At 66.9% G+C, this 22,766-nt stretch carries 19 protein-coding genes; 12 read left to right on the plus strand and 7 right to left on the minus strand.

The features are described from left to right. Positions 1–143: 143 nt before the first annotated feature. The 7 genes from AB0L70_RS19665 (at position 144) to AB0L70_RS19695 (ending at position 8,602) form a co-directional block, all read left to right on the plus strand. Entirely contained in the window at positions 144–1,187 is a 1,044-nt protein-coding gene (locus AB0L70_RS19665) for a LacI family DNA-binding transcriptional regulator (RefSeq protein ID WP_363685946.1), read from the plus strand. Positions 1,188–1,352: 165 nt separating this feature from the next. Continuing rightward, entirely contained in the window at positions 1,353–3,044 is a 1,692-nt protein-coding gene (locus tag AB0L70_RS19670) for an ABC transporter substrate-binding protein (protein WP_363685948.1), read from the plus strand. A gap of 92 nt (positions 3,045–3,136) precedes the next feature. After that, positions 3,137–4,177 carry an ABC transporter ATP-binding protein gene (locus AB0L70_RS19675; protein ID WP_363685950.1) on the plus strand — a complete coding sequence of 347 codons (1,041 nt, stop codon included), beginning with the start codon at positions 3,137–3,139 and terminating at the stop codon, positions 4,175–4,177. Next, entirely contained in the window at positions 4,174–5,154 is a 981-nt protein-coding gene (locus AB0L70_RS19680) for an ABC transporter permease (RefSeq protein ID WP_363685952.1), read from the plus strand. The genes AB0L70_RS19675 and AB0L70_RS19680 overlap by 4 nt, the downstream gene beginning before the upstream one ends. A gap of 3 nt (positions 5,155–5,157) precedes the next feature. Further along, positions 5,158–6,189 carry an ABC transporter permease gene (locus AB0L70_RS19685; protein ID WP_363685954.1) on the plus strand — a complete coding sequence of 344 codons (1,032 nt, stop codon included), beginning with the start codon at positions 5,158–5,160 and terminating at the stop codon, positions 6,187–6,189. Then, the gene (locus AB0L70_RS19690; protein ID WP_363685956.1) at positions 6,186–7,190 is read left to right on the plus strand and encodes an ABC transporter ATP-binding protein; all 1,005 of its coding nucleotides are present in this window, start codon (positions 6,186–6,188) and stop codon (positions 7,188–7,190) included. Before AB0L70_RS19685 ends, AB0L70_RS19690 begins: the two co-directional genes overlap by 4 nt. A 14-nt stretch (positions 7,191–7,204) precedes the next feature. Beyond that, positions 7,205–8,602: a GH1 family beta-glucosidase gene (locus tag AB0L70_RS19695; RefSeq protein ID WP_363685958.1), complete on the plus strand. Its 1,398-nt coding sequence runs from the start codon at positions 7,205–7,207 to the stop codon at positions 8,600–8,602. Here AB0L70_RS19695 and AB0L70_RS19700 read toward each other — a convergent pair. Further along, the gene (locus tag AB0L70_RS19700) at positions 8,587–9,768 is read right to left on the minus strand and encodes a hypothetical protein (protein ID WP_363685960.1); all 1,182 of its coding nucleotides are present in this window, start codon (positions 9,766–9,768) and stop codon (positions 8,587–8,589) included. The two genes, AB0L70_RS19695 and AB0L70_RS19700, sit on opposite strands and share 16 nt — an antisense overlap. After that, positions 9,765–10,265 carry a SigE family RNA polymerase sigma factor gene (locus AB0L70_RS19705; RefSeq protein WP_363685962.1) on the minus strand — a complete coding sequence of 167 codons (501 nt, stop codon included), beginning with the start codon at positions 10,263–10,265 and terminating at the stop codon, positions 9,765–9,767. Before AB0L70_RS19705 ends, AB0L70_RS19700 begins: the two co-directional genes overlap by 4 nt. 114 nt (positions 10,266–10,379) lie before the next feature. Here AB0L70_RS19705 and AB0L70_RS19710 point away from each other — a divergent pair, with 114 nt between their 5' ends. Continuing rightward, the gene (locus AB0L70_RS19710) at positions 10,380–11,975 is read left to right on the plus strand and encodes a family 20 glycosylhydrolase (protein ID WP_363685964.1); all 1,596 of its coding nucleotides are present in this window, start codon (positions 10,380–10,382) and stop codon (positions 11,973–11,975) included. Positions 11,976–12,009: 34 nt separating this feature from the next. On the opposite strand, the gene AB0L70_RS19715 is transcribed toward AB0L70_RS19710, so the two are convergent. From AB0L70_RS19715 to AB0L70_RS19735, 5 genes are read right to left on the minus strand one after another with little or no spacing between them, the layout of a single operon-like run. Then, positions 12,010–14,082 (minus strand): NPCBM/NEW2 domain-containing protein, encoded by a 2,073-nt coding sequence (locus AB0L70_RS19715; RefSeq protein ID WP_363685966.1) that lies wholly within the window; start codon positions 14,080–14,082, stop codon positions 12,010–12,012. Between the two features lie 36 nt (positions 14,083–14,118). Then, a complete protein-coding gene (locus AB0L70_RS19720; RefSeq protein ID WP_363685968.1) occupies positions 14,119–16,095 on the minus strand; it encodes an alpha-galactosidase in 1,977 nt (658 codons plus the stop codon). Next, on the minus strand, positions 16,092–16,913 hold the full coding sequence (locus AB0L70_RS19725; protein WP_363685970.1) for a carbohydrate ABC transporter permease: 822 nt from the start codon (positions 16,911–16,913) through the stop codon (positions 16,092–16,094). Before AB0L70_RS19725 ends, AB0L70_RS19720 begins: the two co-directional genes overlap by 4 nt. After that, complete coding sequence (locus AB0L70_RS19730; protein WP_363685973.1) at positions 16,910–17,824, minus strand: sugar ABC transporter permease; 915 nt, start codon at positions 17,822–17,824, stop codon at positions 16,910–16,912. The genes AB0L70_RS19725 and AB0L70_RS19730 overlap by 4 nt, the downstream gene beginning before the upstream one ends. Beyond that, the gene (locus AB0L70_RS19735; RefSeq protein ID WP_363685975.1) at positions 17,821–19,104 is read right to left on the minus strand and encodes a substrate-binding domain-containing protein; all 1,284 of its coding nucleotides are present in this window, start codon (positions 19,102–19,104) and stop codon (positions 17,821–17,823) included. Before AB0L70_RS19735 ends, AB0L70_RS19730 begins: the two co-directional genes overlap by 4 nt. A 183-nt stretch (positions 19,105–19,287) precedes the next feature. Here AB0L70_RS19735 and AB0L70_RS19740 point away from each other — a divergent pair, with 183 nt between their 5' ends. Genes AB0L70_RS19740 through AB0L70_RS19755 form a run of 4 tightly spaced genes read left to right on the plus strand, consistent with a single transcriptional unit; the run spans position 19,288 to position 22,745 of the window. Next, positions 19,288–20,058, plus strand: a complete 771-nt coding sequence (locus AB0L70_RS19740; protein ID WP_363685977.1) for an SDR family oxidoreductase — start codon at positions 19,288–19,290, stop codon at positions 20,056–20,058. 13 nt (positions 20,059–20,071) lie between these two features. Next, complete coding sequence (locus tag AB0L70_RS19745; protein ID WP_363685979.1) at positions 20,072–20,806, plus strand: FadR/GntR family transcriptional regulator; 735 nt, start codon at positions 20,072–20,074, stop codon at positions 20,804–20,806. Then, the gene (gene dgoD, locus AB0L70_RS19750; RefSeq protein WP_363685981.1) at positions 20,803–21,948 is read left to right on the plus strand and encodes a galactonate dehydratase; all 1,146 of its coding nucleotides are present in this window, start codon (positions 20,803–20,805) and stop codon (positions 21,946–21,948) included. The genes AB0L70_RS19745 and dgoD overlap by 4 nt, the downstream gene beginning before the upstream one ends. Next, on the plus strand, positions 21,942–22,745 hold the full coding sequence (locus tag AB0L70_RS19755) for a hypothetical protein (RefSeq protein WP_363685983.1): 804 nt from the start codon (positions 21,942–21,944) through the stop codon (positions 22,743–22,745). Before dgoD ends, AB0L70_RS19755 begins: the two co-directional genes overlap by 7 nt. Positions 22,746–22,766 lie beyond the last annotated feature (21 nt).

The raw sequence follows: 22,766 nt of genomic DNA on the forward strand, positions 1-22,766 counted from the left end.
TCCAAGGCATGAATTAAGTGGCGATTCGTTACCGCTCCGTGATTGACGACACATTGCCACCTCGGCTTCACTACACGGAACCGCTTCCGAAACCGGTTCCGGCGCCCAGCCGGATCCCCCACCCGCCCGAGGGGAGCAGAGCAGTGTCGATCACCATCGCCGATGTCGCGGCGCGTGCCGGGGTCAGCAAGACGACCGTGTCGCGCGTGCTCAACGGCAAGGGTGAGCTCGATCTGCGCACCGCCGAACGGGTCCGCCAGGTGATCGCCGAGCTCGGGTACGTCCCGAGCGCCCGCGCGGTCGGACTGGCCAGGGGCAGGACCCGGATCGTCGGCATGCTGGTCCCGTCGCTCACCTGGCCCTGGATGGGCGAGGTGCTGCAGGGCGCCGTCGACGTGGTCGAGAGCGAGGGCTACGGACTGCTGCTGTTCACCGCCAACCGCGGTGAGGAGTCGATGCACCAGTTCGCATCCCAGGTCTCGTCCCAGTCGTTCGACGGCCTGCTGGTGATCGAGCCCGAGGGCACGCTCACCTACATCGAGCAACTCCATGCCCGTGGCCTACCCGTCGTACTGATCGACGACCGGGCCCGGCGCCCGCAGTTCCCGTCCGTCGCCACCACGAACCGGGCCGGCGGCGAGTCCGCGGCCCGGCACCTGCTCGAACTCGGCCGCCGCCGGCCACTGGTGATCACCGGCGTCGAACGGTTCGGGTGCACCCACGAACGCCTGGACGGCTTCCGCGACACCTACGCCGAAGCCGGCTACGAGCTCGACCCGAGACTCGTGTTCGAAGGCGATTTCACCCATGAGTCCGGACGCCGCGGCGTCCAGTACGCACTCGACCAGCGACTCGGGTTCGACGCGATCTTCGCCCACAACGACCTCTCCGCCGGCGGCGCCATCCAGGCCGTCCGGGAGACCGGGCGGAACGTGCCGAACGACGTGTCGGTGGTCGGGTTCGACGACATCCCGTACGCCGAACACACCGAGCCACCCCTGACCACAGTGCATCAGCCGATGCGCCAGATGGGTCAGGCCGCGGCCCGGATGCTGATGGGGTACTTCGGCGGCACCCCGCTGCCGGACGTTCCACAAGTGCTGCCGACGACGTTGATCGTCCGCAACTCAACCGCTCCGAACGCCCTCACGAGGACCCACCCCGCCCCGAAGACCAGGTCCCGCTGAAAACTCCGGCGGCGGGGCAGCTGCCCCTGCTCCGCCGCCGGCGAACACCCCTATATCGATCCGTTAAGGCGTCTGCTCTTCCCATGAGAGCGTTCTCACGCCACGATGCACTGGCCCACCGGCTCAGGGTGGGTCAATCCGCCAACAGATACACAGGAGGAACCGATGCGAGCACGACGCACTGTCGCGCTGGCCCTCACGGGTCTGCTCGCGGCAGCCACGCTGGCTGCCTGTAGTAACGGGGACGGGAACAAGAACGCCGGCAGCGGCAACGGGAACGCCAACGCCGCGACCGTCCTGAACATCGGGATGCCGAACGGTCCGCAGACCGAGAACCACAACCCGTTCCTCGGCTCCTCCTCGGGCGCCTCACTGGGTTACCGCTGGATGATCTTCGAGCCGCTGGTGATGATCAACGGCATCAAACCCACCGAGCCCGGCAAGCCGTGGCTGGCCACCGAGTGGAAGTGGGACGCGAACTTCACCAAGCTCTCGTTCACGATCCGCGACGGGGTGAAGTGGTCCGACGGTCAGCCGATGACGGCCGAGGACGTGGCCTACTCGTTCCAGCTGCGCAAGGACCACGAGGGCCTGAACCAGGACGCGATCCCGTACGGCACGATCACCGCGTCCGGCAACAAGGTGGACCTGACCTTCACCCGGTCCCAGTTCACCAACCAGAACAAGGTCCTGACGGTGTTCGTCGTACCGAAGCACCAGTGGTCGACGCTGAAGGACCCGACCCAGGACGTGCTGAAGAGCCCGATCGGCACCGGTCCGTACACGGTGAAGTCGTTCACCCCGCAGACGACCACGCTGACGTTGCGCGACTCGTACTGGCAGGACCTGCCGAAGGTGAAGGAGCTGCGGTACACGTCGTACAACGACAACAACGCGCAGACCACCGCGCTGGCCAACGGCGCCTCGGAGTGGAGCTTCGTCTTCGTCCCGAACGTGAAGGCCGTCTACCAGGACAAGGACCCGAAGAACCACAAGCTGTGGTTCCCGGCCAACCTCGGCATCCACGGCCTGTGGATCAACACCACCCGCAAGCCCTTCGACAACCCGGCGTTGCGTCGCGCGATGGACAAGGTGATCAACCGTGACGACATCTTCATGCAGGGTGAGGCCGGCTACTTCTACCCGAAGGTCGAATCCGTCACCGGTATCCCGACCCCGGCCGGTGAGTCGTTCATCGCGCCGGACTACAAGGACAAGAAGCACTCGGTCGACGTCGACGGCGCCAAGAAGGAGCTGACCGACGCGGGCTTCAAGCTCGAGGGCGACGTACTGAAGGACCCGACCGGCAAGCCCGTGACGATCACGCTGACCGACCCGGCCGGCTGGTCGGACTACATCACCGACCTGGAGATCATCAAGGACAACCTGTCGACGATCGGGATCAAGGCGACCGTCGACAAGGCCAACCAGGACGCGTGGTTCAAGAACGTCGACGAGGGCAACTTCGACGCCGCGATGCACTGGACCAACGGCGGCGCGACGCCGTTCGACATCTACCAGAACATCATGGACGGCAAGATCCTGAAGCCGGTCGGCAAGGGTGGCGTGAGCGGCAACTACGGCCGGTTCAACAGCCCGGAGGCGACCAAGGCGCTGGACGAGTACGCGAACGCCGCCGACGACTCGGCGCGCAGCACGGCGCTGAACACGCTGCAGAAGATCATGGTCGAGCAGATGCCGGTGATCCCCACGTCGGCGTCCAACGTCGGCGGTCTGTACAGCACGAAGAACTGGGTCGGCTGGCCGGACGAGCAGAACCAGTACGGGCCGGCCCAGCCGACCCAGCAGAACGCTCTGCAGATCATCCTGAACCTGAAGCCCGCCGGCAGCCAGTAAGGCTCAGAACCTGAGGCTCGGAACCGCGGCGCCAGGCCAGGCTGTACCCGGCCGGTCCGGCGCCGCGGCGCCTCGTTAGGAGTTCGAACACCATGACGGTGACCGACACCGAGGTGGTTCTCGAGGCCGAGGGCCTCACCAAACACTTCCCGGTACGACGAGGCATCCGCGATCTGCTCACCCGGGATCGCAAGGTCGTCCATGCGGTGGACGACATCCGGCTCACGCTGCGCCGGGGCCGCGTGACCGCCCTGGTCGGCGAATCCGGTTCCGGCAAGTCGACCGTCGCCCGGCTGCTCGCCCAGTTGTACGGGCGGACGTCCGGTGACATCCGGCTGCACGGCGAGACCGTCGCCGTCCGCGGTGGACGCAAGTTCCGCGCGTACTGCCGCCGGGTGCAGATGATCTTCCAGGACCCGTTCGCCTCGCTGAACCCGACGCACACCGTGCGGTACCACCTGACCCGCTCGTTGAAAATCCACGGCAGAGCAGGCGATCTCGAGGCGAACCTCCGCGATCTGCTGGTCCAGGTACAGCTCACCCCGCCGGAGCGCTATCTCGACAAGTTCCCGCACGAACTGTCCGGCGGTCAGCGCCAGCGCGTCTCGATCGCCCGCGCCCTCGGCGCCGATCCTGAAGCGCTGCTGGCCGACGAGCCCGTGTCGATGCTCGACGTGTCGATCCGGCTCGGCGTACTCAATCTGCTGCGGGATCTGAAGGAACGGCTCAACCTGGGCATTCTCTACATCACCCACGACATCGCGTCGGCCCGCTATTTCGCCGATGAGACCTTGGTGATGTACGCCGGTCGGCTGGTCGAGGGCGGCGACTCCGAGACCGTCACACAGAACCCCGCGCATCCCTACACCCGCTTGCTGATCGAGAGTGCACCTGACCCCGATCGGCTCGACCGCGTCGGCGACCTGCGCGCTCCGGAAGACCAGGGCAGTGGTGAGCCGCCGAGCCTGATCGCACCGCCGAGCGGTTGCCGTTTCCACCCGCGCTGCGTGCACGCGATGCCGAAATGCGAGACCGAGCTTCCGCCCCGGTTCGACCTGCCGACCAAGCCCGGTCATTGGGCCGCGTGCTGGCTCTACGAGGCCAAGCCTTCAGAACAGGAGGCCGCGAAGTGAAGTTCCTGCTGCAGCGAATCGCGTTCTACCTCTTCACCGCGTGGGCCGCGCTCACGATCAACTTCTTCATCCCCCGGCTGATCCCGGGCGACCCGGTCACGTCGCTGATCAACAAGTTCCAGGGCCAGATGAGCACCGAGGCGATCAACTCGCTGTACGTGCTGTTCGGCCTGGACAAGAACGCGTCGCTCTGGAGTCAGTACGTCGACTACTGGGGGCAGGTGTTCCACGGCGACCTCGGGTTGTCGTTCACGTTCTTCCCCACGCCAGTCTCGGAGATCCTCAAGCAGAGCCTGCCCTGGACGATCGCGCTGGTCGGCATCACCACGTTCGCGAGCTTCATGATCGGTACGTCGCTCGGCGTACTGGCGGGCTGGCGGCGTGGCTCCTGGCTGGACGGTCTGTTGCCGGTGACAACGTTCCTGTCGTCGATCCCGTACTTCTGGCTCGGCCTGCTGGCGATCACGCTGCTGGCCGGCCCGGGCAGCATCTTCCCGTCGTCCGGCGGGTACGAACCGGGGTTGGTTCCCGCCTGGGACGGCACGTTCATCGGGAGCGCGATCCAGCACAGTCTGTTGCCCGCGGTAACCATCCTGATCTCTTCGGTCAGCGGCTGGATCCTCAGCATGCGGAACATGATGGTGACGGTCGCGTCCGAGGACTACATCACCGTTGCCCATGCCAAGGGTCTGCCCGAGCGCCGGGTGATGGTCAGCTACGCGGCCCGGAACGCGTTGCTCCCGAACGTGTCCGGTTTCGCGTTGTCGCTCGGTTTCATCGTCGGCGGCACGCTGCTGGTGGAGATCGTCTTCTCCTACCCGGGCATCGGTTACAACCTCTTCCAGGCTGTCGGCTCGAAGGACTATCCGCTCATGCAGGGCGTGTTCCTGGTGATCACGCTGTCGGTACTGGTCGCGAACCTGATGGCCGATATCGCGTACCTGCTCCTCGACCCGCGCACCCGCAAGGAGGGCTGACCCGTGTCCGCACCTGCCAGCACCATCACCGCGGTCACGCCCGGCGGACCGGAGGTCGCGGTCGCCCCGGCCAAGCGGCGCCGGTTGCGGTTCGTCGCCAACCCGAAGGCCGCGACCGGTCTCGTCGTACTGGCGTTCTTCTGCCTGATCGCGATCATCGGTCCGTGGATCGCGCCGTACGACCCGTCCGCCCGCAGTAGCGATCTGATCCAGGCGCCGTCCGGTAAGCACTGGTTCGGGACCACTCACCTCGGGCAGGACATCTTCAGCCAGGTCCTGGTCGGAACTCGCGGCGTGATGTTCGTCGGCCTGCTGGCCGGCATCGTCGCGACCACGTTGTCGATCCTGATCGGCGTCAGCGCCGGCTTCCTCGGCGGCGCCGCGGACGAGGGTCTGTCCGCACTGTCGAACGTGTTCCTGGTGATCCCGGCGTTGCCGTTGATCATCATCGTTGCCTCGACCATCCCGTCGGCCGGTGACCTCATGGTTGCCCTGGTCATCGGTTTCACGTCGTGGGCCTGGGGTGCGCGAGTACTGCGGGCGCAGACGCTGTCGCTGCGACGGCGTGACTACGTCGAGGCCGCGCGGGCGACCGGCGAGAGCACCTGGCGGATCATCACCGCCGAGATCATGCCGAACCTGACCGCGATCATCGCCTCCGGTTTCGTCGGCACGGTGATCTTCGCGGTGATGTCCGAGATCACGCTGGCCTTCATCGGTATCTCGACGATCTCCGAGTGGAACTGGGGCACGATCCTGTTCTGGGCGCAGAGCCAGCAGGCCCTGGCTCAGGGAGCCTGGTGGTGGTTCGTCCCGGCCGGCCTGGCCATCGCGATCCTCGGTACGGCGTTGTCGCTGATCAACTTCGGGATCGACGAGTTCGTCAGCCCGCGGTTGCGCAGCAGCGGTCACACCCGGGTGAAGACCAAGGATGGTCACTCGGTCCGGATGCGGGTCGGCTTCACGCCCGTGCTGTCGTCGAAGGCCGAGCCGGTGACTCCCGTCGTACCCCGTCGTGAGGAGGAGGTCGCATGAAAGAGCCGGTGCTGGAGATCAAGAACTTCCACGTCGACTACGGCCTCGGTGACCAGGCTGTGCAGGCAGTCCGCGATGTCACGCTGACGCTGCACCGCGGTGAAGTGCTCGGCCTGGCCGGCGAGAGCGGTAGTGGGAAGTCGACGCTCGCGTACGGCGTGACGCGACTGCTCCCGCCGCCTGGTGTGATCAGTGGTGGATCGGTCGTCTACCACCCGCCGGGCGGGGACGCGTACGACGTGATGACGCTGACGGACTCGGAGTTGCGCAAGTTCCGCTGGGCCGAGACGTCGATCGTGTTCCAGGGCGCGATGAACTCGCTGAACCCGGTGCACAAGATTTCGACCCAGATGCTCGACGTGATCAAGGCCCACGAGCCGCAGCTTTCTCCGTCCGCCCGGGTCGCCCGGGCACAGGAGATGCTCAAGCTCGTCGGGATCTCGGCCGACCGGATGGATGCCTATCCGCATCAGCTGTCCGGCGGGATGCGGCAGCGCGTGATGATCGGGATGGCGCTCGTACTCGAGCCACAGGTCGTGATCATGGACGAGCCGACCACCGCGCTCGACGTGGTGATGCAGCGGCAGATCCTGGCTCAACTGGTCGAACTGCGGGAGCGGCTCGGGTTCTCGGTGCTGTTCATCACGCACGACCTGTCGTTGCTGGTCGAGTTCTCCGACCGGATCGCGATCATGTACGGCGGCCGGATCGTCGAGGAGGCCAAGTCCGCGGATCTGTACAAGGACTCGCTGCATCCCTACAGCGAAGGTCTGCTGAAATCCTTCCCGGCGTTGCGCGGTGCACGCAAGGAGCTGGCCGGGATCCCCGGTTCGCCGCCTGACCTGCGCGGGATGCCGTCGGGGTGTTCGTTCCATCCGCGCTGCCCACATGCGTTCGACCGGTGCTCGGCGGAGATTCCCTTGCTGGGCATGCCGTCGGCGCGCAACGATCCCAGCCGATCCGTCGCCTGCTGGCTGCCCGGCCGCGTTCCCGTCTCTTGATCTGAAGGGTGAATATGAGCACAACGTCTGTTTCGGGAGCGGCCGAGTTGGTCGCGGGGTTTCCGACCGGATTCCGGTGGGGGGTGGCGACCTCGGCGTACCAGATCGAGGGCGCGATCGACGCCGACGGCCGGACGCCGTCGATCTGGGACACCTACTGCCGGGTGCCGGGTGCGATCGACAACGGCGACACCGGCGACATCGCCTGTGACCACTACCACCGGATGCCCGCCGATGTTGCCTTGATCAAGGACCTCGGGCTGGACACGTACCGGTTCTCGGTGGCGTGGCCGCGGGTGCAGCCGCGCGGCAAGGGTCAGGTCAACCCGGCCGGGATCGGGTTCTACGACCGGCTCGTCGACGAACTGCTTGCCCAGGGCATCGACCCGTGGGTGACGCTGTACCACTGGGATCTCCCGCAGGAGCTCGAGGACGCGGGCGGCTGGCCGGTGCGGGACACGGCGTACCGCTTCGCGGACTACTCGATGCTGGTGTTCGACGCGCTGAAGGACCGGGTCGACACTTGGACCACGCTGAACGAGCCTTGGTGCTCGGCGATGCTCGGTTACGCGTACGGCGCTCATGCACCCGGGCGACGCGAGTACCCGGCGGCGCTGGCGGCTGTCCATCACCTACTGCTCGGGCACGGGCTTGCGACCACCCGGATGCGCGAGGCGGCACCGCGTCGGTTGGACATCGGGATCACGCTGAACGTCGCGACGGCGTACCCGGCTTCGGATGCTCAGCCTGATGTGGATGCGGCTCGGCGCGCGGATGGGATGGGGCGGCGGATCTACCTCGACCCGTTGGCGCACGGGCACTACCCCGCCGACGTCGTCGCGGACCTCGCCGCCGAGGGGGTCGAGCTGCCGGTGCAGGACGGCGATCTCGAGATCATCTCCGCGCCGATCGACGTACTCGGGGTGAACTACTACTTCAGCCAGAAGTTCACCGGGTACGCCGAGGACGGCAGCACCGTCGACGAGTCCGGCCTGCCGGTCAGCCGGACCGTCCCGCTGGGCAAGCCGCGCACCGCGATGGACTGGGAGATCGTCCCCGAAGGCTTCACCGACCTCCTCCTCAGCATCGCCCGCGACTACCCCAACCTCCCGATGGTCATCACCGAGAACGGCTCCGCCTTCGAAGACACGCCCGACGAGAACGGCTTCGTCGACGACACCGACCGCACCGCCTACTTCACCACCCACCTGACCGCGGTAGCCAACGCCATCCACCAAGGCGCAGACATCCGCGGCTACCTGGCCTGGTCCCTGATGGACAACTTCGAATGGGCCTACGGCTACGCCAAACGCTTCGGCATAACCCGAGTCGACTACAAAACCCAAACCCGCACCCCCAAAGCCAGCGCCCTCCACCTCAAACACCTAGCCGAGACCTACCGCACCAGGTAGTCGAAGAGTGGGTCGCAGGCCAGCATTAGTAGTTCGGCCTTGGTCGGGCCGCCGGACGGCTTGGTGGTGGGGTAGACGGCTCGGACCAGGACCTGGTGGCCGTTGTGGTTGGGGTTGAAGGCGGTGCGGATGTACTTGCCGTTGGTGATGCCCTCGGCGTACTGGCCCTTGGTGGTGTCTGGGAGCGTGACGGGTTTGCAGGGTAGGCCCGTTGCGCATCCGCCCAGCGGGTTGATCGTCAGTTCGAGCTGGAAGCGGCCCGAGGTGGTGGCGATCTTAGCGATCGTGCGCAGTTCCCGCGCGCCACTCGCTCGCTGGCTCTCCAGTTGCTTGGTGAGCATCTCGGCGTACGAGCGTTCCTCGAGTGTGCGGTACGGCGCGAGGCTTGCCAGTCGCACGGCTTGTTCCCGGTCGGCGGTGGTGATCGGCGGCAGGCTGAGGGCAGGATCGGTGACGAAGGCAATCAGTTGAGCGTCGGTGACCGGCATGGATCGCAGCGGGGTCTTGGTGTTGTTGGCGAACAGTGGGTTCATCGCGACGTACGCCGTCTCTCCGTCGGGCTGGACGTAGCTGAGCTCGACCGACCCGCCCTGGTGGCCGATCGTCGCCGAGCGGCCGTTCGGCAGCGTGACGCGCTGACAGGTGGCGCCGTCGAGCAGCGTGCCGCAGGAGTCGCCCCGCTGGCCGGGGCGGGTGAGACCGATCTCCAGCATCCCCTCGCCCGGATCGCCCGGCACCTTCCAACCGACCTTGTTCTGCAGGCCGATCGTCGCGCCACCGGGCTCGAAGGCGAACGGGCCCGTGCTGAAGTCGAGATGCTTCCCGGTCGGATCCAGATGCTTGACGAGCAGGCCTGTGATCAGCTTGTTCACGTCGACAGGCGGCTTCACCGCGGGCGCGGCCGTCGTCTGCACCGTTGTGTTCGTCTCCTGCTTGGCTGCCGGAGCCTCGTCGTCGGCCGCGGTCCGCAACCCTCCGCCGAGGCCGACCGCCGCAACCGCCACGCCGGCGACCGCGACGGCCGATGACGCGCCGGTCAGGAGGCGGCGCCGGAAGAGCCGGCGGCGGCCCGCGGTCAGGTCGTCCTCGAGCGCACGTACCAGTACGCCGTCCTGTGCCGACGCGGCGTCCGTCAACCGCTCGTGCAGGGTCATCTCGTCGATCATCGGTGTCCTCCTAGGGCGCCGAACTCAGCTGTCAGCAGGTCGTTCAGGCGGGTGAGGGCGCGGTTGCTCTGGCTCTTGACCGTGCCGGTACTGCAGTTCAGGTCGGCGGCCGTCTCCTCGATGGTCAGGCCGACGAAGTACCGCAGCACGACGACCCGGCGCTGCCCGAGCGGCAGGGTGGCGAGCGCCTCCATCAACGCGCGCCGGTCCTCGACCGCGAGGCCCTCCGCGGCCATCGGGTCGAGGCCCTCCAGTCCGGCATCCTCGCGGCGCCACGGCCGGCGGCTCTCGTCGATGGCCGAGTTGACGATGATCCGCCGTACGTAGGCGTCGACGTTCCCGCCGCGCTGCACCTTGGTCCAGGCGACGTACAACTTCATCAGCGCGGTCTGGACCAGGTCCTCCGCCTTGTGCACGTCGCCGCAGACCAGGTAGGCGATCCGCCGGAGTTGAGTACGCCGCTGGGCGACGTACTCGCTGAACTCCTTGTCCCTCATCCAGGTCCCCTCACTCGCTCCGTCACCGATAAGTACGGAGCGAGGGCCGAAAGTGTTGTCAACCTTTCCGCATGACTCTGTCCAGAGTGCCCGCCGGTGCCGCAGAATCTGCTCATGACAGTTCCCGTGATTCCTGCGCCCGCTGTCCAAACCAGCCAGGACGCGACGTTCGTGGTTCGCGCCGAAGTCGGTATCGAGGCGGTCGCGGCCGAGCTGTTGGAGATTGCCGACCGGTTTGTCGCGGACGTGCAGGGTGACGTGGGGTTCACGCTGGCCGGGGAGTCCGGGATCGCGGTGTCGATCGACGCGACCGGACTGGATGAGGTTGTGGTCGCCGCTGGGGTTCGTGCCGATGGCGATGCGTTGGCTGACGAGCGGTACGGGCTCGAGGTTGCGGGTGATGGCGTACGGGTCTGGGCTGCCACGGCGGAGGGCGTCCATCGCGGGTTGACCACGCTGCGGCAGCTCATTACGGCTCATCTGCGGGATGGTGTGGCGGCGCTCCCCGCAACCCGGATCGTTGACGGGCCTCGGTTCGGCTGGCGGGGGTTGTCGTTGGACGTCGTACGGACGTTCCACGCCCCTGAGGCTGTACGCCGGGTCATCGACATGTTGTCGCTGTACAAGCTGAACGTGCTGCACCTGCACCTGACCGACGACCAAGGCTGGCGGGTCGAGGTGCCGTCGCGGCCGATGCTGACCGATGTCGGCTCGAAGGGCGCGATGGGTGACCGGCCCGGCGGCTACTACACGCGGGACGAGCTGGCCGAGCTCGTTGCGTACGCCGCCGACCGGTTCGTGACCGTGGTCCCGGAGATCGACATGCCCGGGCACACGACCGCCGTGTTCAGCTCGTACTCCGAGCTGGCGCCGGCCGAGTTGCGAACGGTTGATCTCGGCAACGGAACCAGCATCCCGCTCAACACCCTCGATCCGGAGCGGCCGGAGATCTGGGCGTTCGTCGAGGATGTGCTGGATGGGGTCATCCCCCAGTTCCCGCAGAGCGCGTATGTGCACATCGGTGGGGACGAGGCGTGGGGGATGGCGGATGAGGCGCACGCCGCGTTCGTGGAGCGGTGCGCCGAGCTGGTTCGTGACCGCGGGAAGCTGGTGGTCGGCTGGCAGGAGATCGCCCGCGCTGCCATCAGCTCCGACGACGTCGTCCAGTACTGGCTGGAGCCGCGGCAGATCGATTCGCTGGACAGCGACGCCGCCTCCGCGGTGCCGCCGGATCTGTTGCCCGTCCTGGTCGAGCACATGAAGAAGGCTGAGCAAGACGTCCCGCGGGCACTTGCGCATGGATCTCGGCTGATCATGTCGCCGACCAGTCGCCTGTACTTCGACTGCCCGCACGCCGAGCCGTCCTCGGATCCCGCCCAGGAAGAACTGCGCAAGCGGGTCGGCCTCCCCTTCTACACGCCGGTGTCGATCCGCGGCGGCATCGACTGGGATCCGCTCGACGTCACTCCGCAGGTCGACTCCGACACCCAGATCGCCGGTGTGGAAGCCGCCATCTGGTGCGAGACCATCACCAGCCAGGAGGACCTGGAGTTCATGCTCCTCCCCCGCCTTCCCGGCGCCGCCGAGAAAGCCTGGTCCCGAACCCCCACCGACTGGCCCGACTACGCCACCCGCCTGTCCCACCAGTCCTCGGCCTGGCGCAGCCGCGACTGGACCTGGTTCAAGTCGGTCGAGATCGACTGGACCTAAGGGGCAGGCCGGGTCCCGGCCTGCCCCTCCGACCTCAGCAGGTGGCGGTCGGTGCCGCCCAGTCGGCGCGGTCGTTGTACCCGCCGTCGCCTGCATCGCCAACAATTAGATCAAGCACGCGTACGCCGGTCAGATCCACGTCGACCTGCTTAGGCGTGAATCGGTCGACGACACCGCTGTCGAACAACACCTTGCCGTCACCAACCACCTGGAACGTCGACGTCCCGCCATCGGGCCCGACGTTGCTCACCACATCATCGATCCCAACCGTCCCGGTCAGCCGCGAGCACGACTTCCCCAGGTAGTACCGGATCAGCGACGGCGAGGCGACGCCGATGCCGGTCGGGTACGTCTGCCCGACGAGCTTGATCGGGTTACCTCCGCCAACGCTCTCGTCCACGGTCGGCGACATCCAGCCGCTGGTCGCGGTGATCCAGTCGTGGTGCGACAACGGCACCGTGCCCGTCGGTGGCGCCGGCGCAATCACCACCGGCGACAGCACAGTCGACTGCTTCTGGACGCCATACAATACCGTTTGGTATGTCGTCGCCGCGGTGACGCTCGCGGTTCCGGCAGGTGCGCCGGCCGGGAGCTTCATAGTGAAGCTGAACGTCGCCTGCTTGCCGCCGGCCAGGACGAGCGGAGCCTTGGTCAACGGCTTGACGGTCCAGCCGGTGCCACCGGCAACCGTCACGGTCGGCTGCAGCACCGGCAGCAGACCATCGTTGCGAACGGCAACCTGCACCGTCAGCTCGTCGCCCCCGGCAACCACCGGCGCGACACCCTCGGGCTGCACGTCGGTGCCGACCTTCGTCACCTGCGGAATGCCCGCAGTGACGTGTGGGATCCCCGGCACACCACGGGCCGGCGCGACCCGGAAGAGCGCCGTACCGTGGGCCGGAACTGCTGCGCTGATGACGCCCGCGCTCTCGGTGACCTTGTTGGTCCACGCGTTCTTCAGCGTGAAACGGGCACCGTGCAGACCGATCGCGGCCGCCGTCGTGGTGAGCGTCTTCGCGCTGTCGCCGCGGTTGAGCAGCACGACCGCACGACTCCCGTCGGCCAGCCGCTTCACCCAGGTCTCCGTCGTACCGGCGGTACCCACCCGGACAGCCTGAACCGCAGCCCGGTCTTGGTTGATCGCCAGTACGTCGGGATCCGTCAGCATGCCGATGGTCGTCGTACTGAGCTTGCGCACGTCGCTACCCACCACGAGCGGAGCAGCCGCGACGGCCCACAGCGTGAGCTGGGTCCGGAACTCCTCGTCCGACATCCCGAGCTCAGGCGCCAGGTAGTCAGGGTCGCCGAACGCACCCGGCTTGACGACCTCTGGGTGACGGGCGTTCGCGTCGTAGTTGCGCAGTACGTCCTTGAACTTGATGTCGCCCTGGAAGCCGACATCGGTGTACGTCCGCCACGACTGCGCGATCCCCGGTGCGTAGGACCAGGAGAAGATCGACTGCTGCGATTCCGGGTAGTTGCCCCAGTCCGGCGAGGTCACCGGGTTGCACAGATTGAAGATCATCGGCCGGTGGCTCGCGTTGTTCCGCAGTGCCTGGGCAAACTCGGTGAACACGGTCTTCGGGTCGAGGTTCGCCGCGATCCCGCACAGGTAGTCGACCTTGACGGCGTCGAAGCCCCAGGCCGCGAACTGGTCCGCGTCGTGCTGGTAGTGGCCACCGCTGCCCAGACCGCACTTGCCCGGGATGTACGGACCGGCGTCGGTGTAGATGCCGGCCTTCAGCCCCTTGCTGTGGATGTAGTCGACGAGCGGCTTCAGCCCGTTCGGGAACTTGGCCGGGTTCGGCACCAGGTCACCGGACTCGCTCCGGGACTGATCGGCCTGCCAGCCACCGTCCAGCCAGACGATGTCGTAGCCGGCCTTCGCCAGGCCGCGGCTCACCAGCGAGTCGGCGACCGACTTGATCGTGTCCTCGGTGAAGTCGCCGCCGAGTCCGTAGTAGGTGTTCCAGCCCATGTACGGCGTCGGGCTGAGGACGGGAGCCGCCGTGGTCGTAGTTGGTGCCGCCGCGGCGGGGCTTGTGGTGCTGACCAGGGCGGCGGTCACCAGGACCGCGGCGCTGATCAGGGCGGAGAGTCTTCGCACAGTCGTCTTCCTTTGCCTTGAAGGGACGGCTGCCGGTCAGTCGACGGGTTCGACGACCAGACAGGCGGAGTCGGCCGGACCGTCGAAAGCGACGCCGACCTGCAGCAGGTAGCTGCCCGGGTGGACCTCATCGCCCACCCGGTAGTTCTTCCGGGGATCCAGCCCCGCCAGCGGCACCCGCCGCGGACGGGTCGGCAGCGTCCCTCGCACGTTGCCGTCACCGGTCTCCCACAGGAACACCACGGACCGCGTCGTACCGACGTACTGCACGCCGGCCGACAGTCCGTAGACCTTGCTGTCAGCAACCAGTTCACGGATGCCCTTGTACTGCTCGATATGCCAGGTCGCGGTCTTGAGCTGCTCGTCGTTCCAGCGCGACAGGTCGGCACCGATACCGAGTACGCCGGCCATCGCCACATGGAAGCGGAAATCGAGCGACCGCTCGCGGCCGTCATGCGTGCCGACGGCATCGGTCACCCAGGAGCTCATCAGGTGCGGCGCGAACCCGGTCCGGAAACCCCGCTGGATCCCGAGCCGATCCAGCGGGGCCGTGTTGTCGCTCGGCCAGAGCGTGTCGACCCGCGCGGCCGTCCCGAGGTCGACCCGGGCACCGCCGCCGGCACAGCCCTCGACGTACACGTCCGGATGCGCGCTGCGGATCTTGTCCAGAACGCCATACAGGTTGGCCACCACCCGGCCGTCCAGATCGCGGCGCTGGTCGCCGGAGTCGAGCCGCGGCCGGTTGGCGTCCCACTTCAGGTACTTGATGTCGTACGACGACAGCAGCCGATCGAGCGTGGTCCACACGAACTCGGCGACGTCGTCCCGGCTCAGATCGAGCAGCAGCTGATTGCGAATCAGGACGGGATCGCGGCCAGGAGTCCGGAGGATCCACTCGGGATGCTGCTTGGCCAGGTCAGAGGAAGGGCTCACCGATTCCGGCTCGACCCACAGGCCGAAGTCGAGGCCGATCTCCTTCAGCTGCCCGATGAAGGCGCCGAGTCCGTCCGGGAACTTGGCCGGATCGACGTCCCAGTCTCCCAGGCCGCCGGTGTCGTCCGAGCGGCCGACGAACCAGCCGTCGTCGACGACGAAGGTCTCGACCCCGATACTCGCCGCCCGCCGCGCCAGCTCGAGCTGGTGGTCGGCCCGGATGTCGAACTCGGTCGCGAACCACGAGTTGTACAGCACCTTCGGAGTGCGTTTCCTCGAGGTCGAACGCTCGTACGCGTGAAACACCCGCGCGAGCCCATCAACGCCCTCCGCACTGCACGCACCAACGGCCTTGGGCGACACCCAGGTCTCGCCGGAACCCAGCTTGATCCCAAGACTCGACGAGGTCCGGCCGGCCTGGATTCGCATCAGTCCGGTGGTGTCCACGTCGGCCGACATCTCCCAGGATCCGGACCACGCGAGCTGTACGCCGTACGCCACGTCGCCGTCGACCACCAGGTACGGCGAATACGAGTGACCGGTGATCCCCTGCGCGCTCCCGATCGTGAACCGACCGCGGTCCAGCGACACGTCGGCTTGCTGGAACTCGCTGTTCCACTCACCCCACAAGTACTTCAGGGTCCCGTTCGGCACGACGAACCCAGCCGAGTCGTGCCGATGCAGGGTGAGCTCGTCGGTCCCGTCGTTGTGCACCGAGACCCACCGCTCGACCACATCACCCAGGACGCGGTAGTGGAGACGAAGCCCAAGAGCTCCATCGGTGAAGCTCAACTCCAACGACTCGTCTTCAGCTGTGGCGCCGGTGAAGAGCGGGCGCAGCTCATCTGTCCCATCCGGGCCGCTGACCACCAGATCCACCGGCGCTGCGTAGCGGACCCCGCGAACGGCGTACTCCAACGGCTCCACGTCAGCACGCGGAAGGAAGTGTTCGGTGCCGACAACCTCAACCGGCGAAAGGCCGTCGTGCGGGCCCCAGGCAACCAACTGGGCCCACTGACCGTGGTCCGGCACACCCACGATGTACGACGTGGTTGCGCCGCGCAACGTCCACGTCTTCACTTGACCGCTCCGATGGCGAGACCACCAACGAAGTGCTTCTGGAAGCGCAGGAACACCGCGACGGTGGGCACCGCAGCGATCACCGTGCCGGCCGCGATCACGTTCCAGGAGGAGACGAACAAACCCTGGAGACCGAGCAACGCCGGGGTGACCGGCATCTTCTCGCCGGTGCGGATGACCGTGATCGACCAGAGCAGATCATTGAAGATCCAGGTGAACGACAGTGCACCGAGCGCGGCCAGCGCAGGTCGCGTCAGCGGCAGGATCACACTCGCGTAGATCTTCCCCGGGCCCGCCCCGTCGATCGTCGCCGCTTCCTGGATCTCCCGCGGCAGGTCGCGCATGAACCCATGCAGTACGAACGTGTAGAACCCCAGCCCGAAGCCGACATGGACGGCGATCAGTGCGATCAGGGTGTCGTAGTACCCGATCAGCTCCACGAACCGCGAGATCGGAATCAGCAGGATCTGCGGTGGCAGCAGGTTCCCCATCAGCATGAGCAGCAACACGGTCCGGCGGAACGGGATGTTGTACCGCGCCAGCCCGTACGCCGCGATCGACGCCAGCCCGAGGCTCAGCAGCACCGCCGGGATCGTCACCAGCAGACTGTTGACCAAGGCCCGGAACTCGTCCGCGTCCTCCCACGCCGACTTGTACGTCGAGAACGTGAACGAGTGTGGCAACGATCCGAGCCCGTTCGCCGCGACATCGTCGAAGCTGCGGAACGAGATCACGATCACCCACAGGATCGGCGCGATCCACAGGAACGAGACGATGCCCATCGCAACGTGGTATCCCGACGCCCTCAGGCGGTTCATGTCTCCTCCCGGAAGGCGCGGATCAGGTAGCCGAGGATCACGGCCAGGGCGAGCAGGAAGATCACCACGGCCAGCGCGGACGCGTACCCGAGCTGGATGGACTGGAACGCGGTCGAGTACATGTACGTGCTCAGCAGCTCGGACGAGTGGTACGGACCGCCCTTCGTCATCGACCAGACGATGTCGAAGGATCGCAGCGAGTCGATCACGATCACCGACAGTACGACGGAATTGACGCCCTTGAGCTGTGGAATTGTGACGTACCGCGTCCGTTGCCACGCCGAAGCACCGTCCACCTTCGCGGCTTCGTACAGCGCCGGATCGACTGCCTTCAGGCCGGCCAGGTACAGCACCATCACGTACCCGATCTGACGCCAGAGCGCCGGCACGATCACGGCGTACAGCGCGGTGTCCGGATCAGCCAGCCACGGCCGGACGAAGTTGCCCAGGCCAACGGATCGGAACACCGTGTCGACAAGTCCATCCGGCTGGTAGAACACCCGCCAGATCAGCGCAGTGACGACCAGCGAGAAGACGACCGGGGTGAACAGCGCGGCCCGGTAGATGCCGACGCCACGCCGCTCCCGTTGGAGCAGCAACGCCATCCCGAAGCCGCCGAGCACACTCAGCCCACCGAACAGCACCAGCCAGATCGCGGTGTTCTTCAACGCGGTCCGGAAGATCGGATCCGAGACCATGTCGCCGAAGTTGCCGAACCCGATGAACCGCGGTGCCGACAGGCCGTCCCAGTTCGTCAGCGACAACCAGAACCCCTGCAGGGCCGGCCAGAACACCCAGACGGCCTCGATCGCGAACGGGATGAAGACGAACGCGAGGATCAGCGGAGACACCCGCCACGGACGCTTCTCCGTCCGCGCGCGGGTTCTCGTCTGGATAGCTGTCGCGGTCACGCCTTGAAGACCTTCTCGGCCGCCGCTTGCCAGGTCGTCAGGATCTGGTCGATCTGGTCCGGCTTGTCCAGGAACTTGGTCAGGGCCGCGTCCGCGGTCGGCTGCAGCGCGTCACTGGAGTCACGGTTGAAGAACTGGGTCAGCTCCGCCGCGCTCTCGATCATCGCCTTGCCCTTCTTGACCAGCGCGGTGTCGGCCGACTTCCCGTCCGGGTTCGCCGGGATCGCCGTACCGGAAGAGCTTTGCACGTAGATCTCCTGCGCCTCCGGCGTCGCCAGCCAGGTCAGGAACTTCTTCACGCCGTCGGGGTCCTTCGCCTTCTTCGAGGCGAAGTAGCCATCGGTCGGTGCTTCTTCGGCGACCGGTACGGCGGGATCGATGATCGGGAACTGGAAGAAGTCGATGTCGTCCAATGCGTCCTTCGGCGCCGAGTCCGCGAAGAACGTGCCGATCAGGAACATCCCGGTCTTGCCGGCCAGCAGCGCCGACGTCGCCTCCTGGAACGGGAACGACTTGCCCTTCGGGTCGAAGTACGGGAGGACCTCGCGCCACTTGGTGAAGACCGCCTTCACCTTCGGGTCGGTGAAGTTGCCTTGTCCGGCGAGCAGCTGGCGGTGGAACGGCGCGCCGTTGATCCGGATGTTCAGGTAGTCGAACCAGGCCGACGCGACCCACGGGGTGTCGCCGAGGCCGATCCCGATCGGCGGGATGCCCTTGCTCTGGATGGTCTTGCAGACGGCAACGAACTCGTCCCAGGTCTTCGGCGGTGTCACGCCCCACTTGGCGAAGTTCGACTTCCGGTAGAACATGCCCCACCAGTAGTAACTGGTCGGCACGAAGATCTTCTGCCCGGCGCTGCTGGTGGACAGCGTCTGCATCGACTTCGGGTAGTTGCCCATGCTGTCCCACACGCTCGACACGTCGAGCAACAGGTCCTTCTTCGCGTACGAGTCCGCGACCGAGCCGGCGTACCAGGTGTAGACGTCCGGCGGGTTGGCCGAGGTCAGGTACGTCGGCAGCTGGGTCCGGAAGATCTCCGACGCCACCGTGTTCAGCTTGACCTGGGATCCACCGGTCTTGTTGTACGCAGCAACAATCTTCTCCATCGCGGCTTTCGCCTGCTCACTGGAGAGGTTCGACTGCAGCGCGAGCTCACCAGTGGCCGCGCTGCCGCTGCCGGGACTCTTGGTCGAGGTCGCACACCCGGGCACGAGCGTTGCCGCCCCGAGCAGTCCGAGTCCCTTGAGGAAAGTCCGTCGATCTGCTGCCAGACCCGTCATGCCTACTCCTGAGATCGCCTCGACGGTCATGCCAGTCGAGTGAGTGGTCCTTGTTGCCGACGATCTTGCGGCGAGCGGCCCCGAGTGTCAATATTAATTCGTAAATTACGAGCAATTCGCTTGACCTGACAGCGGCGTCACGGTCAACTGATCGCGGTTCATCGTTGGAACGGTCGGCCCGGCGTGCTTGAGTGGCGGCGTGGTCTGGTGCAGGGGCTGAAGGAGGCGCGGGTGCGGCTGGGTGGGCGGGTGGTCGTGGTGACCGGGGCCGCGTCGGGGATCGGCGCGGCCTGTGTGCGGCGTTGCCTCGACGAGGGTGCCTCGGTGATCCAGGTCGACATCAACGCGTGTCCGGAGGTGCCAGGCAAGGCGATCGCCGTACTGGGTGATGTCGCCGCGCCGGACACCTGGACCGAGGTTCGGTCGCGCGGTCGCGACGAGCTGGGCCCTATCGATGGACTCGTCAGCAACGCGGCCTTCCCAGACGTCAAACCGGCCCACGAGCTGTCCCCGTCGTCCTGGCAACGGCAGCTCGATGTGAACCTGACCGCAGCGTTCCTCGGCTTCCAGGCCTTGTACGACGATCTCGCGGCCGGCCAGGGATCCGTCGTACTGATGTCCTCGGTGCACGCACTGGTCGGGCTCCCCGGACATCCGGCGTATGCGGCAACCAAAGGCGCACTGGTCGCACTCGGCCGGCAACTCGCGGTCGAGTACGGCGGATCGATCCGGGTGAACACTGTGCTTCCGGGGCCGATCGAGACCGCCATGTGGGACCGCGTCGACGCCGAGGGCCGGGAGCGCAGTGCGCAGGCGACGGCGGTCGGGCGGCTCGGGCAGCCGGACGAGGTGGCTCAGGTGGTGGCGTTCCTGTTGTCGGCGGAGGCGTCGTACGTGACCGCCGCCAGCCTGGTGGTCGACGGCGGATGGTCCGCGGTGAAGGATTCAGCATGAGTCTCGGCATGAGATGGAGATCAGCGTGACGGGGATCCAGCGCGGAGTCAGTCGGGGCTTGCACGGTCAGATCGTGGAGGTGATGGCACAGCGCATCCTGTCCGGGCAGATCCCGGAGGGCGCGACCATCAACGTGCCCGACCTGCAGGCCGACCTCGGCGTCAGCCTGACCGCGGTCCGGGAGGCGTTGAAGGTGCTGACCACGAAGGGTTTGATCGACGCGCGGCAGAAGCGCGGCACGTTCGTCCGGCCACGGTCGGACTGGAACCTGCTCGACGCGGACATGATCCGCTGGCATTTCGACGACGACGTACGCCCGGAATTGCTCGAGGAACTGCATGAGGTTCGCGGCATCGTCGAGCCGGCCGCCGCGCGGTTGGCCGCGTTGCGAGCTTCCGACGCGCATGTCGAGGCGCTGGACGTAGCGCTGGCCGGGATGGCGTCGGCCACCAACGATGTGGCCGCGGTCGACGCGGACCTTGCGTTCCACCGGGCGTTGCTCGCAGCAACGGGGAACGAACTGCTCACGAAGATGGAAGTGATCATGGAGACCGGGCTCGCCGGTCGTGACCGACTGGTGCACAAGGTGAAGCCGTCCGACGATCCGATCCCGAGTCACCAGCGCGTGGTCGACGCCGTACGGGCGCACGATCCGGCCGCGGCCGAGCTCGCGATGCGGGAACTGCTGGCGAAGGCGGCCGAGGACCTGACCGAGGTCCGCGGATCCACGCGTGGGCGGCGCAAGTGAAGATCGAGCGGATCGAAACGTTCCTGGTCCCACCGCGCTGGCTGTTCTGCCGGATCGAGACGAGCGACGGCGTCGTCGGCTGGGGTGAACCCGTGGTCGAGGGACGGGCGGAAGTCGTTCGGGCCGCGATCGACGTCCTGTCGGAGTACCTGATCGGCCAGGACCCACTGCAGATCGAGCGGCACTGGCAGGTGCTCACCAAGGGTGGCTTCTACCGCGGCGGTCCGGTGCTGAGCAGTGCGGTCGCCGGACTCGACCACGCCCTCTGGGACATCGCCGGCAAGGTGTACGGCGCTCCTGTCTCGGCACTGCTCGGCGGACGGGTCCGCGATCGGGTCCGCGTGTACGCCTGGGTCGGCGGCGACGAGCCGGCCGAGGTGGCCGACTCCGTGGCCGAACAGGTCGCGGCGGGCATGACCGCGGTGAAGATGAACGGCAGCGGGCGGATCCAGACGTCACCCTCGGTTGCCGAGATCAACGACATCGTCGCGCGACTGGGTGCGGCCCGGTCAGTGCTTGGCGATTCTCGCGACGTCGCCATCGACCTGCACGGCCGTGTCGGTGTCGCCGGAGCGCGGCGGATTCTGCACGCTGTCGAGGAGCTGCAGCCGCTCTTCGTCGAGGAGCCGGTGCTGCCGGAGCACATGGCCCACCTGGCCGACGTGGTCAGCGCCTCGACCGTTCCGGTCGCGCTGGGCGAGCGGCTCTACCATCGCGCCGATTTCGTCGGTCCACTGAACGCCGGTGTCGCGGTGCTCCAGCCCGATGTATCGCACGCGGGCGGGATCTCCGAGCTGCGGCGGATCGCCGTACTAGCTGATACCCATGGCGCGATGCTGGCCCCGCACTGTCCGCTCGGTCCGATCTCGCTGGCGGCGAGCCTGCAGGTGTCGTTCGCGACGCCGAACTTCCTGATCCAGGAGCAGAGCCGCGGCATCCATTACAACGTGGCGAGTGACCTGACGTCGTACGTCGTCGATCCCACGCCGTACACCTGGGTCAACGGGCACGCCGAGTGGAATCCCTTGCCAGGCTTGGGGATCACGATCGACGAGGACGCCGTACGCGCCGCCGACAAGATCGGTCATGCCTGGCGCAACCCGGTGTGGACCCACGAAGACGGGTCGTTCGCCGAATGGTGACCCCAGCGGCTGGGCGCCAGGTGGCGGTCGACCCCAAGGACGGCGGTCGCTGGACCTCGTTGTGGCTGGCCGGACGCGAATGGCTCTGGGCCGGACCGGGTTTGCTGTCCGGCCCGCGCACCGGCGACGAGCTCTTCACCGACGCCGGCGGGTTGGACGAGTGCTTCCCGACCGTCCGCGGTACGCCCGATCACGGTGGTCTGTGGAACCAGCCGTGGGACAACTCGGTCACGTACGGCGATGCCACCCTGACGCGCGCGTTCACCGCGGGCACGGACACGGTTGTGGTCGACTATCGCCTGCAGGCGCCACCGGGGTATCGCTTCATCTGGGCGGCTCACGCCCTACTGGATTGTGCCGTCGGGGCGTTCGTCTGGGCGCCCGTCGGCACCGAGTGCCGGCTCTACCCGGAGGCAGCGTCGTTGCTTCCCGACCCGTGGCCGGTCGAGGCTCCTTGGGTGGCGGATGCGTGGCCGACCCGGCTCGATCTGACCACCTATGGGCCGTCGGACGGGACGGCGGTCGGCGGGGTGCTAGTGGACTGCCCGACCGTCTCGGTCCGCGATCGTGGCGCCGAGCTCACCCTGACCTTGAGTTGCCCTGGGCAACCGGTCTCGACGGCGGTGTGGCGCAACCTGGCCGGGTTCCCGGACGGGACGCCGTACCGGAGTCTGGGGGTGGAGCCGATGCTCGGTCGCGTGTTCGACCTGGCCACGGCGGGTCCGGACGATGCCGCAGTCGTACCGGCGAGTGGTGAGCTGACCTGGCGGCTGACTCTCTCCGCCGCGTCGATCTAATAGGTTGGACCCCAGGAGGAA

The sequence above is a fragment of the Kribbella sp. NPDC051952 genome (genome assembly GCF_040680855.1).
Taxonomy (GTDB): Bacteria; Actinomycetota; Actinomycetes; order Propionibacteriales; family Kribbellaceae; genus Kribbella.